The 15548-nt window shown below is 61.7% G+C and carries 14 protein-coding genes and 1 pseudogene; 9 read left to right on the top strand and 6 right to left on the bottom strand.

Features of this window, described 5'->3' with window-relative positions; translation table 11 throughout:
- Position 1: 1 nt before the first annotated feature.
- Positions 2-841, bottom strand: a complete 840-nt coding sequence (locus tag EL199_RS03200; RefSeq protein WP_004140334.1) for a hypothetical protein — start codon at positions 839-841, stop codon at positions 2-4.
- Entirely contained in the window at positions 838-1602 is a 765-nt protein-coding gene (locus tag EL199_RS03195) for a penicillin-insensitive murein endopeptidase (RefSeq protein WP_050768059.1), read from the bottom strand. The genes EL199_RS03200 and EL199_RS03195 overlap by 4 nt, the downstream gene beginning before the upstream one ends.
- A gap of 187 nt (positions 1603-1789) precedes the next feature.
- On the opposite strand from EL199_RS03195, the gene argF reads away from it, so the two are divergent.
- Entirely contained in the window at positions 1790-2785 is a 996-nt protein-coding gene (argF, locus tag EL199_RS03190; RefSeq protein ID WP_004140338.1) for an ornithine carbamoyltransferase, read from the top strand.
- 731 nt (positions 2786-3516) lie between these two features.
- Complete coding sequence (locus tag EL199_RS03185; protein ID WP_040356348.1) at positions 3517-3885, top strand: nuclear transport factor 2 family protein; 369 nt, start codon at positions 3517-3519, stop codon at positions 3883-3885.
- 55 nt (positions 3886-3940) lie between these two features.
- Here the strand turns inward: EL199_RS03185 and EL199_RS13215 are convergent.
- The 3 genes and pseudogenes from EL199_RS13215 to dsbC form a co-directional block, all read right to left on the bottom strand.
- Positions 3941-4636, bottom strand: a pseudogene (locus tag EL199_RS13215) (NmrA family NAD(P)-binding protein); the annotation flags it as partial.
- Positions 4612-6855 (bottom strand): CRISPR-associated helicase/endonuclease Cas3, encoded by a 2244-nt coding sequence (locus EL199_RS03175; RefSeq protein WP_004140340.1) that lies wholly within the window; start codon positions 6853-6855, stop codon positions 4612-4614. The pseudogene EL199_RS13215 and the gene EL199_RS03175, both read right to left, overlap by 25 nt.
- A 320-nt stretch (positions 6856-7175) precedes the next feature.
- Positions 7176-7868, bottom strand: coding sequence for a bifunctional protein-disulfide isomerase/oxidoreductase DsbC (gene dsbC, locus EL199_RS03170; RefSeq protein WP_040355204.1), 693 nt, complete (start codon positions 7866-7868; stop codon positions 7176-7178).
- Positions 7869-8003: 135 nt separating this feature from the next.
- Between dsbC and EL199_RS03165 the strand changes: the two genes are divergently transcribed.
- The 5 genes from EL199_RS03165 (at position 8004) to EL199_RS03145 (ending at position 12192) form a co-directional block, all read left to right on the top strand.
- Positions 8004-8468 carry an EamA family transporter gene (locus EL199_RS03165; protein ID WP_004140345.1) on the top strand — a complete coding sequence of 155 codons (465 nt, stop codon included), beginning with the start codon at positions 8004-8006 and terminating at the stop codon, positions 8466-8468.
- On the top strand, positions 8458-9204 hold the full coding sequence (locus EL199_RS03160) for a competence/damage-inducible protein A (protein ID WP_004140347.1): 747 nt from the start codon (positions 8458-8460) through the stop codon (positions 9202-9204). Before EL199_RS03165 ends, EL199_RS03160 begins: the two co-directional genes overlap by 11 nt.
- 51 nt (positions 9205-9255) lie before the next feature.
- Positions 9256-9918, top strand: coding sequence for a Crp/Fnr family transcriptional regulator (locus tag EL199_RS03155; RefSeq protein ID WP_004140349.1), 663 nt, complete (start codon positions 9256-9258; stop codon positions 9916-9918).
- A gap of 56 nt (positions 9919-9974) precedes the next feature.
- The gene (locus tag EL199_RS03150) at positions 9975-11675 is read left to right on the top strand and encodes a putative transporter (protein WP_004140350.1); all 1701 of its coding nucleotides are present in this window, start codon (positions 9975-9977) and stop codon (positions 11673-11675) included.
- 97 nt (positions 11676-11772) lie between these two features.
- On the top strand, positions 11773-12192 hold the full coding sequence (locus EL199_RS03145; RefSeq protein ID WP_004140352.1) for an organic hydroperoxide resistance protein: 420 nt from the start codon (positions 11773-11775) through the stop codon (positions 12190-12192).
- 166 nt (positions 12193-12358) lie between these two features.
- On the opposite strand, the gene EL199_RS03140 is transcribed toward EL199_RS03145, so the two are convergent.
- Positions 12359-13291 carry a cation diffusion facilitator family transporter gene (locus tag EL199_RS03140; RefSeq protein ID WP_004140354.1) on the bottom strand — a complete coding sequence of 311 codons (933 nt, stop codon included), beginning with the start codon at positions 13289-13291 and terminating at the stop codon, positions 12359-12361.
- A 118-nt stretch (positions 13292-13409) separates the two neighbouring features.
- Here EL199_RS03140 and EL199_RS03135 point away from each other — a divergent pair, with 118 nt between their 5' ends.
- On the top strand, positions 13410-13802 hold the full coding sequence (locus EL199_RS03135; protein WP_004140355.1) for a hypothetical protein: 393 nt from the start codon (positions 13410-13412) through the stop codon (positions 13800-13802).
- Between the two features lie 48 nt (positions 13803-13850).
- A complete protein-coding gene (locus tag EL199_RS03130; protein WP_004140357.1) occupies positions 13851-15542 on the top strand; it encodes a vWA domain-containing protein in 1692 nt (563 codons plus the stop codon).
- Positions 15543-15548 lie beyond the last annotated feature (6 nt).

Here is a 15548-nt window from a genome sequence, read left to right as displayed (position 1 = left end):
TCTAGTGGTAATTTTCCTCGTTATTGGTGCGGTACAGCCGCAGTTGGCCGTCCTGCCAGCGGTAGAAATGCGGGCTGACGGGGTTGGCGGTTTTGTGGCTGACTTCTTCGACCAGGGTTTGTAGCTCTTGCAGGTTGGCGGGGCTGTCGTCTTTCACCAAGAGTAGCTCGCCGCGCGACGGGGCGGCGATAACCGCGCTGTGCAGCCAGCTCGGCGGCAGGATTTCGTCGAGGATGAGCAGCAGCGAGACGTCGTACACGCCATCCAGCACGATGCTGTAGGCGCCGCCTTCCAGCCCGTAGAATTTGCTTTGGTTTTTGCGTTTGCGCAGGTTTTTGACGGCACGGGTGCGCAGCAGGTCGGGGTTGGCGTAGCCCATCGCCTCGGCTTCTTCCGGCGAGAGGTAGCGCAGGCCGGCATCGCATTCGTAGGCGTAGCAGATAAAGAGGTCGGCAAGGTAGGGCTGCACGATCATCAGGTCTTTCAGTTCTTTGTCAGGCTGACGTGCATAGATGCGTTTTTGCAGGTTTTGCAACCAGCCCGCGCTTTTGATTTGCGGCAGGATGTTTTCCGGGTTGTCCGCCGGTGTTTGTTGCACGTTGTATTCGCTGATGCGCTTGAGTTCGAAGGCGATGAGTTTTTCGCGTTCTTCCGGGTGCTGGTAGTAGTGCTGGTAGAGGCCTTGCAGCGAGAGGGTGAGCGGCTGCGGCAGGTGGACGTGCAGCAGGGTCAGCTCCGGCTCGCGTTCGTTTAACTGGATGGAGACGCGCACGTGGAATTGGCGGCTGATGGTTTCGGCGAGTTCGCGCGCGAAGGCTTCGGCGGTGAGTAGTTCGGTCATGGGCGACGCTCCGGGGCGAGCAGGGCGGTACAGGTTTCCGGCGGGGTTTTAATCGGTTTGGGCTTGGGCGGCTTCGGCGGTTTGGGGTTCAAGATGGCATCGCTCTGGTCGGCGACCCATTTGTAGAGGTCGGCATCGCAGCCGTCGCCAGGCGGGATAGCGGCTTGGGTGACGCATTCCGGGCTGCCAGGCGGGCAGTTGAGGCGCACGTGGAAATGCGAGTCGTGGCCGATCCACGGACGGATTTTGTGTAGCCAGCGGGTGTCGGATTCCGTGTCGCACAAATGCGCCTTGATGACGGGATTGACGAAGATGCGATTGGTTTCCGGGAAGGTGGCGGCGGCGTAGAGCGCGTCGCGGTAGGCGGCCTGCCACAGTCCGGGGACGAGCGTGCCTGCCGCGCCATCGACCATCGACGGCGGCTCGACTTCCTTGTCCGGCTGACTGCCTGCGGGTACGGCGTAGAACCAGATATCCACGTCCAGCCCGTTCTGGTGGCTGCTGTGGCCAAACGGCATCTCGCCGCCAACCGGCTGGCTCAAATCGCCGATGAGGATTTTCGCGCCGTGCATCGTCGCCACTTCCTGCCCGACGCGGCGCACCAGTTTCAGCGTAATCGGCTGACTATAAAAGCGGTTACGCCAGCGGCGGATGCTGATGAAGCCATCGCCTTCCGCTTCCAGCATCTGCGCGCCGAGCTGGCAGCCGTTCGCCGCGCTGCCCACCGCCTGCGGCGTCGCGCCGACGGGCGCGCGCTGCATACTCCATACATTTACCTTGTCGGGATCCTTCGAGAGCGCCGCCGTGGCGCACAAGACAAGAAAAAGCGTCAAAAATTTCATAGTTACAAAAACAAGTGTTACGGTTCGGAAATCATACACGAAACCCGCCACTTTGACAGTTTTCACGAAAAACCGCACAATCCGGCGCTTTCCCCCGGAGAACGCCATGAATTACTGGAAAAACCGCAGCCTGCTCAAACTCGCCGACCATCCGCGCGAAGCCATCCTCGACCTGCTTGACCGTGCCGCCGCGCTCAAAGCCGCGAAAAAAGCGGGCAGCGAAACCGCGCGCCTTGGCGGCAAAAACATCGCCCTGATTTTCGAGAAAACCTCGACCCGTACCCGCTGCGCCTTTGAAGTCGCCTGCTTTGACCAAGGCGCACATTGCAGCTACCTCGGCCCCGGCAGCAGCCAGCTTGGCGACAAAGAAAGCGTTGCCGACACCGCGCGCGTCCTCGGCCGCCTCTACGACGCCATCGAATACCGCGGCTTCGCGCAAAGCACCGTCGAAACGCTGGCGGCGCACGCCGGCGTTCCCGTGTACAACGGCCTGACCGAAGCCTGGCACCCGACACAAATGCTCGCCGACCTGCTCACCATGCGCGAGCACAGCGCCAAACCGCTCGCCGACATCGCCTACGCCTACCTCGGCGACGCGCGCTACAACATGGGCAACTCGCTCCTCATGGCAGGCGCACTAATGGGCATGGACGTGCGCATCATCGCCCCGGCCGCACTACAACCCGCCGCCGAACACATCGCACAAGCCCGCCGCCTCGCCGAAAAGAGCGGCGCGCGCCTCACTATCAGCGACGACCCGCAACACGTCGCGGGCGTGGACTACCTGCACACCGACGTCTGGCTGTCGATGGGCGAAGACAAAAACCAATGGGAAGCGCGCATACAACAACTACTGCCCTACCGCATTGACGCCACGCGCGTCGCCGCCTGCAACAACCCGGCAGTAAAAATCATGCACTGCCTGCCCGCCTACCACGACCGCAACACCCCGGCAGGCGCCGACTTCTACCAAAAACACGGCCTCGACGGCATCGAAATCAGCGACGACATCTTCGCCAGCGCCGCCAACATCGCCTTCGACCAGGCAGAAAACCGCATGCACACCATCAAGGCGCTGCTGGTGGCGACGCTGACAGCATAAAGCGCCCATACATTCCCCTTCGGAGAACCCCATAAAAAAACTGCTCCTTGCCCTCGGCACCTTGCCCGCCATCGCCGCCCCGCCGCCGATGCCATCCCCAAACACCTCGACGCGACCCTGCCCGACGCGGCGGCCGTCGGCGGTTTGTCCCAATGCTTTGCGGTAGTAGCCGCCGGGGCTGGCGGTTTCGGTCGGGTTGCCGTCGTGGTCGAAATACCAGGTTTGTTCGTCGCCGGGGGTGTAGTCCAGCGCGATGGTCGCCGCCTGTTTGGCGTCGAGGATGTTTTCCGGCAGGGTGGCGGTGATGCGCTCCGGGGCGGCGAGTGCGTTCACGGCGACTTCGGGTTTTTCGGGTTGTTCTGCGGCGGGCTGCGGGTGCAGCGAGGCTTCGGGGTTAACGATGGCGGCGGCGAAGCCGAGGGTGAGCAGGATGACGGGATCTGGATCATGACGGGGTCTCCGTAGGTGGGGGAGGTGCATTATGCGGGGTTTTTCATCGTGGCTTACAGACGGCTCAGCAGGCTCGCGTGGGTTGCCCGCGGCGCTATGCCCCGCGCCTTTGTCTCCTGTCTTGGTTAAGGATTAAGTAAGGGGTTTTGTGGTTTGTCAGGATGCAGGCGAGTCTGGTAAAGCCGGTTGATTGACAGCAGGTGTGGTTTGCCCAAAACTATGCGGCGGGAAGCCGGACTTGGCTTGTTTTACCTGTAACCCGTTTTTTAATGAGGATGTTTATGACCGATGCTCAACGAATTTATGGCGCATGGACTCAAATGTGGAATGGCAATCTCGATATTGCCGACGATATTCTCTCGCCTGACTTTAAAGCGCATTTGACCGCAGATTCTACCCAGCCGCCTGCGCCTGTTATGGATATTGCCAGCGCAAAAGCCTGGATTTCCACTATCCGCGCCAAAGCGGATTCGCTGCATTATGAGATTGTGCTTGGTCCATTCCAGGATGGCGCTGTTATTTCCGCTTATTGGCGTGTTACTGCGACTATTGGCGAAAAAAGTGCCGTCAAGGTTGGTGCGGATTTTCTGAAAATACGCGACGGCAAAATTACCGATTGCTGGACAATGAATAATAACGCGCCTCAGTAAACTGCCTTCAGCATCCAGCCCGGCACGGTGATTTTGCTGGTATTGCCTCGGCGGGTCAGTCAGTAATAGAGGCGGCCACCCACTTCACCACCAGTGGCCGCACCAGCAGCAGGCTGGCGAAGGCGACTGGCCAGGTGATGAGGTAGGCTTTCAGCAGGCGCAGCGGATAACCGGCGTCGATGCCGGTGACGCGGCTGAAGGTGGCGACGATGTCGCGCGGCGAGAGGATGTCGCCGATAACGGGCAGGGTTTGTCCCTGGTATTGCGCGGGCCGGGCGAGAATTTCCGCGATCGCCGGGCCGGTGGCGGTGAGCGGATCAACGAAGGGCGCGCGATAGTCTTCCGGCAGGTAGATGGGCAACAGCAGCGTGTCGCCCTCGCGGCGCGGGATGTAGTATTCGAGCAGGTTGGTGTAGAAAAACGCCAGCATGATGAAGCTGTGCGCCACCGGCAGCCCGCGGATGTGGTCGGCGATGCGCGCCTTGTCGGTGAAGTGCGGCGCGTATTTGTCGCCGTGGCTGATGGCGGCGACGTTTTCCAGCGTGCTGAAGATGAGGTGCGGCACGCCTGCGGCGACGGCGGCATCGGCGAGCGCGCAGCCGAGGGCGAATTCGTCCGAGTCGTTCGGCGGGGTGGGCGGGGTCATGAGAGGGGTCATGAGAAAGGCGCTGTCTGCGCCACGAAAGGCAGCACGCCAAGCAGCATCGTGACCGACTAAACCAGCCGTTACAGCACGGATTTTTCCGCCTCGATAAACACCGTATTGTCCCAGGATAGCCCGGCCGCCGCGTCGTAAAGCGACGAGCCCGGCACGAGGGCGTAGAACTGGTTGCCGAAGTGTTTGGCGTTGATGACTTCAACCAGCCCCGCTTTGCTCAGCTCGCGCAGCGTGCTTTCCGGCACTTGCACGGTGTAGCGCTGTAATTTTCGCAGCAGGCCGCCGATGGTGTCGGCGTGTTCGAGGGCGTTAATCAGTTGTTCGGCTTCGGCGTTGAACGGGATAAGCACGGGCAGCATGTGTTTGCTTTCGATGACGCGGCATTTGTCGGCGATGGTCTGGAAGGGGAAATTGAGTTCGCGTCCCGCGTTCTGGATTTCTTCCAGAATGCGGTGTTTGTCCAGTTCGTTACCGGCAAAGTGATAGATGTCGGCGAAGTATGCGGTGATGGCGTCCGGGCTGAGCAGGTCGGCGCCGTATTGACGCACGATGCCGCGCATGCAGGCGGCAAAGGTCGCCAGTTCCGGCGGCGCTTTCCACTGTTCTTCCGGGCAGAAGATCAGCACTTCGCTGTCTTCGGCTTGCCACTGGTTTTCGCGGTTGCAGCGCCCGGCGGCTTGCGCGATGGCGTCCGCACCCGCCTCCGCCCGCATCAGGCGCGGGAAGCTGACGTCCACGCCTGCTTCGATCAGCGAGGTGGCAATGAGGCGGCAGGGTTCGCCCGCTGCCAGCCGCGCGCGGATGGTTTCCAGCGTTTGGCTGCGGTGGGCGGCGCACATCAGGGTGGTGAGGTGGTAGGTGCCGTCAAGGTGTTTGGCGCTGTCGTAGAGGCTGCGCGCGTGACGGCGGTTATTGACGATGATGAGGAGTTGCGGCTGCGCGCTGAGTTGTTCGAGTAATTCGGCGTCGCTTTGTTTGCCGATGTGTCGCACGGTGGTGCGGCGCAAGGCGGCGTAGAGGCGTGCCGGTTCGGGGGCGATTTCGCGCACGTCTTCAAAGCCGCCGTAGAAGCCGTTGTCGGCGCTGATGGCAGGCTGGGTCGCGGTACACATGACGACGCTGCAGCGGTAGTTGCGCGCCAGTTCGTCGATTGCCGCCATGACCGGGCGCAAGAGGTGCAGCGGCAGCATTTGCGCTTCGTCGAGGATGATGATGCTGTTCGCGATGTTGTGCAGTTTGCGGCAGCGCGAGGCGCGGTCGGCAAAGAGGCTTTCGAAGAATTGTACGGCGGTGGTGATGATGACGGGCGCGTCCCAGTTTTCTGTGGCGTGGCGCAGTTTGTCGCGGCTGTCGCGGTCTAGGAGTGTGCTGTCGTCGAAGGTGCTGTGATGTTCCAGTACCGCCGCCTCGCCGAGTGCGCCAAAGGCTTGGCGGAATGCGGCGGCGTTCTGTTCGATGATGGTGGTAAACGGCACGACGTAGATGATGCGCCGCTGGCCGTACTGGCGCGCGTGTTCGAGGGCGAACGCCATCGAGGTGTAGGTTTTGCCGCCGCCGGTGGGCACGGTCAGGGTAAAGAGGCCGGGCGGGAGCGCTGCTTGTTGTTGTGCGTGCTCGAGGATTTCGCTGCGCAGGCGGTTCAGTTCGGCCTGGCCGCCTTTGCTGTTTTGTGCTTTGGCGCGGGTGTTTTGTAAGTGCTGCGCAAAGGCCTGTTGCAGCGCGCTTAGGGCGGGGTAGTCGCCGCGCTCGACGGTCTTGTTTTCCAGTTTGGCGTAGAAGGCTTCGGTGTCGAGGTAGTCGGCATCGACCAGACAGGAGTAGAGCATGCGGGTGAAGAAGGCCTGCGTGAAGCCGCGGTATTTGGGGTTGGGTTTGAGCGGCGGCGCGGCGATGTGCTCCGGCAGCGGGATTTCCGTTTGCCAGACGGCATTGAGCGGCGGGACTTCGGCGGCGAGGCGTTCTTGCAGGGTGCTGCGGCCTTTGCCTTCGCCGCTGCCGTTGGCAAGTCCGGCGTGGTGCCCGGCGATGCAGTACGCCATCAGTTTGCCCATCAGCTGCCAGCGGGCGATGGCTTCTTTGGCGCCAGCGGTAGCGTGATCAACGCGCTGCGGCGAACCGGCAAGGCGCAATTGGAAGGGGTCGCTGTATTTGCCGAGGTCGTGCAGGAGGCCGGTGTAGCGGGCGATGTCGGCGGCGCCGAAGGGTTCGGCGAATTGGGCGGCAAGCGCGGCGACGTTTTCGGCGTGGCTTTTCAGGGTTTGCCAGTCGCTCTGCGGGCGGTTTTCGGCGGAGTGACCGTAGTAGGTGGGCATGGGGCGCTCCGGTTGGGATTGGCGCGTTATGGTAGCGCCGCTTGAGGGCGCTCTGCATAGGGTTCTGTACGGTATCGCTCCTTATCATAGATATCGCTATAGCCCTCACCCCAACCCCTCTCTCGCTTGCGCGAGCAATGCTTGTCCCAAAGGGAGAGGGGCTTTTACGACACCGCTGCCATTTGCTCGGTGTAGAAACGCATGCCTGGCTTCGCACGCATCCCGTGGGAACGGTGCGCCAAGGGGCACTTTATGCGACGGAGGGTGCGTAGACATAAGAAAAGCGCCCCGATGGGCGCTTTTTTTTCAGGCTAAAGGCTTCAGGAGGAAGTCTCTTTTTGCAGCAGTTTCAGCAGGTCGTCCGGTTTGTAGTAGCCGGGGATGAGCGCGCCTTTCGGGGTGATGATGGCGGGGGTGCCCTGCACGCCTAACTGGTGGCCGAGCTGGTAGTGTTTTTTTACTTTGTCGGCGCGGGTTTCGGCGATGTCTTTGCCGCTTTCCAGGTCTTCCAGCAGTTTGGCGCGGTTTTCCGGCGCGCTGAAGACGGTTTCCATTTGGCGGGCGATTTTGCTGCCGGTGCCGCTACGCGGGAAGGCGAGGTAGCGCACGGTGATGCCGCGTTCGTTGAGCGCGCCAATGTCTTTGTGCAGCAGTTGGCAGTAGTGGCAGGAGGAGTCGAAGAAGACGGTGATGGCGTATTTTTCGTTTTTCGCCGGGAAGAGGATCATTTCGTCCTTGAGCGCTTCGAGTTTGGGCAGGAGCGGGCGGTTACTGAGGTCGATCGGGCCGTTGTCGCCGAGTTCGACCAGGTCGCCTTGCAGGTAGTATTTGCCGTCTTCGGTCGCGTAGAAGATGCCCTGCTCGGTGATGACGCTGCGCAGGCCGGGCACGGGGCTGTCGCCGATTTCTACGGTTTTCAGGCCGAAGGCGTGCAGTTTTTGGGTGATGGCGGCGTCGTCGGCGTGCGCGGCGGCAGCGAGTGCCAACAGGGTCAGGGAAATGGTTTTTTTCATGTTTTTCTCTGTCATGGGGGAAAGGTCGCGGATTATAGCGCATCGTTTCCTATGCTCGGGTCGCGTTTTGTTGTGGCGGCGGCTCATGCGGGGCGCTTTGGCGTATGATGGCGGCTGTTTTTCGTGGAGGTTGCGATGTCCTGGTTGTTTTTTGCGCTGTTGTCGGCGCTGTTTGCCGCGCTTACTGCTGTTTTCGCCAAGCTCGGCTTGCAGGGGCTGGACAGTGATTTTGCGACGTTCATCCGCACGCTGTTTATTGTCGGCATTGTCGCGCTGTGGGTGAGTTTTCTCGGCAAGTGGCAACCGCTGGCGGCGGTCGGCGGCAGGCAGTGGCTGTTCCTCGCGCTTTCCGCTGCGGCGACGGGGCTGTCGTGGCTTTTTTATTTCAAGGCGTTGCAACTGGGGCAGGCGTCGCATGTGGCGCCGGTGGACAAGCTCTCGGTGGTGTTCGTCGCTTTGTTTTCGGTGACGTTTTTGGGCGAGCGTTTGAGCGCTCGCGAGTGGCTCGGCATCGTGCTGATCGTCGTCGGCGTGATTTGTCTGGCGCTGCCGTCTGCCGCGCCGGTTTCTCAGGTTACGGAGCAAGGTTATGACAAGTAAGCGTTTTCAGCTGTTGGTGATTGGCAACGAGATTTTGAGCGGGCGGCGGCAGGATGTGCATTTTGCCAACGCGCGCGCGGCGTTTGCGACGCGCGGGCTGCGTCTCTCGGCGGTGCATTTTCTGGGCGACGACGCCGACGCGCTGGTCGCGCATTACCGCCGCGCGCTGGACGACGGCGAGGTGGTGCTGAGTTTTGGCGGTATCGGCGCGACGCCGGATGACCGCACGCGGCAGTCCGTCGCCGCGGCCTGCGGCGTGCCGCTCGCGTTTCATCCGGAAGGCGAGGCGCTGCTGCTCGCCAAGTATGGCGCGGACGAGTTCACGCCGGGGCGGCGCGAGCTGATTCATTTTCCGCAGGGCGCGAGCCTGATTCCCAATCCGGTCAATGGGATACCGGGTTTTTCTTTGCGCGGCATTCACTGCGTGCCGGGCTTCCCGCAGATGGCGCAGCCGATGATGCATTGGGTGCTGGATACGTTTTATCTTGCGGACGGCCGCCCGCAGCATTATGCGGCGCTGGATGTGTTCGCGCCGGAAAGTCTGCTGGCGCCCGTCATGCGCGAGCTGGAGGCGCGCTGCCCGCAGGTCGCGGTTTCCAGTCTGCCGAAGCTGCATTTTGAATGTGAATTGGGCTTTGATGGCGCGCCTGAAGCGGTCGCGGAAGCGCTCGCCGCCGCGCGTGAGTTGCTGGATGCGGCGGGGCTGGAGTGGCGGGCGCATTCGGGAGCGACATAGTCCGCTTTGCGTCTATAATGGCGGGGTTCTTCTCTGCCCGCAGGTGTCGTCATGGCTGATATCTTTGAAAAACATTACCTTCTTGCGCCGTTGTCGCCCGCCGAACGCGAACGGCTGACCCGCCACCAGCACCGCCGCCGTTATTCCGCGGGCAGCATGGTTTTCACCAAAAATCAGAAAACGACGGATTTTTTCATCGTCCTCTCCGGCACGGTGCGCCTTTATTTTTCCGCGCCGGACGGCAAGGAGAAGACGGTCAAGCTGTTCAGCCGCGGCCAGAGTTTCGGCGAGGCGCTGATGTTCATGCGCCACGACACCTACCCCGCCAACGCGATTGCCACCGAGGACACCGAACTGCTGGTCATCAGCAACCGCGAATTCCGCGATATTCTCTTGAAAAACGTGGAGTTATGCCTCGCCATCATGGGAACGATGGCGGAATACGTGCAGATTTTGAGCTCGCAGATTGAGATGTTGAGCGTTTTCGACGCCCGCACCCGCCTGCTGCATTATTTGCGCGACCATATGCAGGGTGAGCGCAAAAACGGCACGCTTTATCCTTTGGATATCAACAAGAAAGACCTCGCTGAATATCTCGCCATCCGTCCGGAAACCTTGTCGCGCCTGCTCAAGCAACTGGAGCAGGAAGCGGTGCTAGTGTGGGATCAGCGCGGCGTGAGGGTGCATGACTGGGCGAAGCTGAAAGACGCCTGAACCGCCCCTGTTTCGCGCTAAAATACCGCTTTATCACGCGAATCAAGGACACGTTCATGCACTGGCTCACCCAGCTCTTTACCCAACACGAAAGCGTCGCCTACACCGCCGTCATCTACGCCCTCACCATCTTCAGCGGCGCCGCGCTTGGCCGCCTGCGCATCTTCGGCATCACCTTCGGCGTGACGCTGGTGCTATTCACCGGCATCATCATCTCCGACCTCGGCTTCACGATAAACGAACACATCGCCCATTTCGTCAAAGAATTCGGGCTGATTCTGTTCGTTTACACCATCGGCCTGCAAGTCGGCCCTGGCTTTTTCGCCTCCTTCCAGAAAGAAGGGCTGAAATTGAACGCGCTGATGCTCATCGTCATCCTCTTTGACATCCTCATCGTCCTCGCCTTCTTCCGCTTTACCAACAACGACCTGCCGACGCTGGTCGGCATCATGCAGGGCGCGGTCACCAACACCCCCGGCCTCGGCGCCGCCCAGCAGACCCTGACCAACCTCATCGGCGACGGCACCCTCGCCGTACAAATGGCCGCCGGTTACGCCGCCGCCTACCCCGGCGGCGTGATGGGGCTGATTGCCACCATCTTCCTCGTCAAATACGGCTTCCGCATTAACGTCGCCGCCGAAAAACGCCTGACCCTGCGCCGCCTGCGCGCCGGAACCGCCTCCGTCACCCGCATCGCGCTGCAAGTGGACAACCCGATGCTTGCCGGCAAAACCGTCGCCGCCGTGCGGCAAATCCTGCCGACCAGCTTCGCCATCTCCCGCCTCTCACGCGATGGCGAAATCACCCTCGCCGAAGAAAACAAACGCATCCAGCAGGGCGACATCCTCCTCATCATCGCCCGCGACGACGAAACCGAGCGCCTGATGACCCTCATCGGCAGCCAGGTCAGCACCAGCATCTTCAGCGACAAACCGCGCACCGCCTCGCCCGCCTACATCAACGCCATGCGGGTGAACATCACCCAAAGCGCGGTCTGCAACAAAAAACTCTCCAGCCTCAACATCCACGAACGCTTCGGTGTGAACATCACCCGCGTACGCCGCGCCGGCATCGAATTCGTCGCCGACCGCAACACCCGCCTGCAATTCGGCGACTCCATCACCCTCATCGGCGACGACGCCCACCTCAAACACGCCGTCGCCGCCTTCGGCAACTCCAAGCGCGACCTGCAAATCCCGCACATCGCCGAACTCTTTCTCGGCATCACCCTCGGCATCATCCTCGGCGCCATCCCCATCCCGATACCCGGTGTACCGGTGCCGGTCAAACTCGGCCTCGCTGGCGGCCCGCTCATCATCGCCATCCTCATCAGCCGCTACGGCGGGCGCTTCTCCGTCACCCACTACGTCTCGCAAAGCGCCAACCTCATGGTGCGCGAACTCGGCCTGGCGCTGTTCCTCGCCAGCGTCGGCTTAAGCGTCGGCCCCGCCTTCTTCGCCGCGCTCAAAGACGGCGACGGCCTCTACTGGATGGCGCTCGGCATCATCATCACCACCGTGCCGCTCATCATCACCGCCATCGTCGCCCGCCTCTGGGGCAAACTCACCTTCCCGGAAATCTGCGGCCTGCTCACCGGCTCGCACACCGGCGCGCCGGTGCTGCCCTTTGCGACAGAAATCTCCCAATCCGACCAGACCGCGCTCAAATACACCGCCGTTTACCCGCTCACCACCTTCCTGCGCATCATGGTCGGCCAAGTGCTGATAGTGCTGCTCTACCAAGTGCCGGTGGCATAACGCGCGACCATAAAGCAAACCGAACCTCACCTTTCTGGCAACGCGCGAAAAAGCGTACTACCATGCGCGCTCCATTCACCCACAAGAGGAAAACACCATGACTACACTCTACACCGCACACGCCCACGTTACCGGCGGCCGCGACGGCGCTGCCAAAACTGACGACGGCAAACTGGACGTCAAACTCGCCCCGCCGAAAGAACTGGGCGGCAACGGCGCAGGCACCAACCCCGAACAACTCTTTGCCGCGGGCTACGCCGCCTGCTTCATCGGCGCGATGCGCCTCGTCGCCGGCAACGAAAAAATCGCCGTGCCGCAAGGCCTTGCCATTGACGCCGACGTCAGCCTCGGCAAAGACGCGCAAGACCACTTCCGCCTCGGCGTCGTCTTCAACATCGCGCTGCCCGGCATGGACAAAGCCGCTGCCGAAGCGCTCGTCGCCAAAGCGCACGAAGTCTGCCCATACTCCCGCGCCACCCGCGGCAACATCGACGTCACCTTCCACGTGAACGTCTAACGGCTTGCGCGCAAAACACAAAGGCGGGGATAACCCCGCCTTTTTTATAGCAATCCCCCGAAAGCCTCATACGGTGTTGCACCGCCTCGCCGTACAACCGCGTACTGTCTTCGGCGGCGCGCCTTGTCTGAGGCTTTCGGTGTATCGCTATATTGGCTGCAATACGCTACGACTCGCGGTGCGGGCAGACCGGACAGCAGTCGCATTCGATGAAAATGCGCCGCAGGTATGGCTCTTGCGCGTGCAGGTGGGCGCGCAGGCGGCGCTTGAGTTCGCAGAGCGTTTCAATCGTCTGCCCGTTGCCGACCAGGAGGCGCAGGTCGATGTGATACTCGCTGCCCATCTTGCGCACCAGACATTCCTGCACGCCATGCACGCCCGCCTCGGCCTTGGCGATGCTTTCGATGCGCTGGCGCAGGGCATCGAAGCGGTCTTCATCCATGATGTCAGCCAGCGCCGGGCGGAAGATGCGCCAGGCGTTGTAAGTGATGATGGCGGCAGCGGCGAGCGCCGCCCAATCGTCCGCGCTTTCCCAGCCCTTACCCATGATGAGCGAAATGCTGATGCCGAGGAAGGCTGCGAAGGAAGTCAGCGCGTCGCTGCGGTGGTGCCAGGCTTCGGCTTCGAGCGCGCTGCTCGCGGTTTCGCCGCTTTTGCGCTGGTAGTAGCGGTAGAGTCCTTCCTTCACGCCCACCACGGCGATGAGGACGATGAGGGTGAACGGCGCCGGATTCTTGTGCGGGGTGATGATGTGGGCGATGCTTTTGTAAGTGATGATGCCCGCCGAGGCGAGGAGGAAGGCGACTGTCAGGAAAGTGGCGAGTGATTCGGCGCGGCCGTGACCGTAGGGATGGTTGGCATCCGGCGGCTGGTTGGCGACGCGCAGGCCGAGATAAAGCAGCAGCGAGGAAAAAACATCGGTGGTGGATTCAATGGCGTCGGCAATCAGCGCGTAAGAATGGCCGAAAACCCCGGCGACGCCTTTAATCAGCGCGAGGGCGGCGTTGCCGAGGACGCCAAGAAGGACGATTTTCGCGGTCGGTGCGCTCATCGGCTCGCACCGCCGGGCAGGTTGCGGGTGGGCATGGAATTTCAGCATAAAAACGGGCGCGTATTTTGCCGCATTTGCGCCTGCCGGGGTTACGAAAAAATGCGGCGGCACGGCACAGGGTGCGGGTTATACTGCCCGCTCCTTTATTTGACTGGAGCCTTTGACCATGTCCTTCAGAAAAACCCCGCTCGATGCGGAAAACAAACAGCGCCTGCAACAATCCCTCGACAGCGGCCTGATGCCCTTCCCGCTCGCCGCCATCCCCGACGAATGGTGGGCCGATGCCGACCGCGATGCCGCCTTGTGGGCGACCCCGGCTGAAGGCACCGCACCGCTCGATTTCCTCTGGCACTACTATTTGAGCATCAACGGCGAGTATTATCGCTTCCTGCTGCAACCCGAACCGCTGCCGTCGGCGCGCATCACCTTGTACAAGCTGAAAGAAATCGTGCCGTCCGACCGCTACGGCACGCCACGCGAAACCATCATCGCCACCCTGAAAGCGGCGCTCATCAGCAAAACGGCAAGCGGCGAACACGAAGCGTTTTTTAACTTCTAGGGCGCGACCGCGCACCGCTTGCATCCCGCCAACCACCGGAGCATCCCGATGCCAAAACATCCCCTCATCCTCGCCCTCCTCGCCGCCAGCGGCATCAGCCACGCCGCCGGTTTATGCGACGACCTCGATAGCGACGCCCCGCCGGTGGAATACGCCGCCAGAAGCGCGCCCGTTCTGCAAAAAGCGGCCGCCAGCCCGCAGGCACAAGCCATCCCCGACCTTTCCAACCGCCTCGGCGTCAATATGCCCGTTCCGGCGGGTGCCAACCCCCAATGGGCGCTAAACAAATCCGTCGCCAGAATGGGCATTCGCGGCACGGTAGAAGTGCAAAACCGCGAACGCTACGCCCATAGCGACGCGAACCCGGTACACCGCGTCAGTGATGCGCCCGTCTCCACCTTCAGCATTGACGTTGACACCGGCAGCTACAGCAACATCCGCCGCATGCTCACCCGCGAAAACCGCCTGCCGCCCGCCGATGCCGTGCGCGTCGAAGAAATCCTCAACTACTTCGCCTACGGCTACCCGCTGCCGCAGGACGGCAAACCCTTCGCGGTGCACACCCAAACCGTCGATTCCCCGTGGCAAGCGGACGCCAAACTCATCCGCATCGCCATCCAGGCAGCCGACCTTGCGCCAGAAAAACGCCCGCCCGCCAACCTCGTCTTCCTCATCGACACCTCCGGCTCGATGGACGACCCCGACAAACTGCCGCTGGTGAAAAAAACCGTCTGCCACTTCGCCGAAGCGCTGCGCGCCGACGACCGCATCAGCCTCATCACCTACTCCGGCAGCACCGCCGAAATCCTGCCGCCGACCGCGGGCGACCAAAAAGAAACCATCATCGCCGCCCTCAAACCGCTGCGCGCGCACGGCGCAACCGCGGGTGGCGAAGCGCTGCGCATGGCCTACGACGCGGCGGCGAAAAACTACCGCAAAGACGGCATCAACCGCATCCTGCTTGCCACCGACGGCGACTTTAACGTCGGCATCAGCGACCCGGCGACGCTCAAAAACTACGTTGCCGACAAACGCAAAAGCGGCATCAGCCTCACCACCCTCGGCTATGGCAGCGGCAACTACAACGACGAAATGATGGAACAACTGGCGGATGCGGGCGACGGCAACTACAGCTACATCGACAGCGAAGCCGAGGCGAAGAAAGTACTGGTGCGCCAGCTCACCTCGACGCTGGCCACCGTCGCGCGCGATATAAAAATCCAGCTCGAATTCAACCCGGCAGCGGTCAAAGAATACCGCCTTGTCGGCTACGAAAACCGCCTCTTGCGCGAAGAAGACTTCAACAACGACCGTGTGGACGCCGGCGACATCGGCGCCGGGCATAACATTACCGCCCTCTACGAAATCATCCCGCAGGGCAAAACAGGCTGGCTGGACGCGCGCCACTACCAAAACGCCCCCGCCGCGAGCGGCAAAGCGGACGAATACGGCTGGCTGAAACTGCGCTACAAAGCGCCAGAGAGCGAACAAAGCCAGCTAATCGAACAGCCCATTGCCGCGAAAAGCATCCCGCTTGCCGACGCCGAAGAAGCGACGCGCTTTGCCATCGCCGCCGCCAGCTACGCGCAAGCGCTCAAAGGCGGCAAATACAACGGCGCACTCGACTGGGCGGGCATCCTCCGCCTCGCGCAAGCCGCCCAAGGCAGCGACCCCTACGACGAACGCGCCGGGCTGCTACAGTTGATAGAAAAAGCGCGCGAACTATCTTCAGGAAAATAAAAAAAA

Source organism: Cardiobacterium hominis (assembly GCF_900637305.1).
Lineage (GTDB): Bacteria > Pseudomonadota > Gammaproteobacteria > Cardiobacteriales > Cardiobacteriaceae > Cardiobacterium > Cardiobacterium hominis.
Note: the sequence above shows the minus strand (reverse complement) of the source record. Positions and strands in the feature narration are given on the sequence as shown.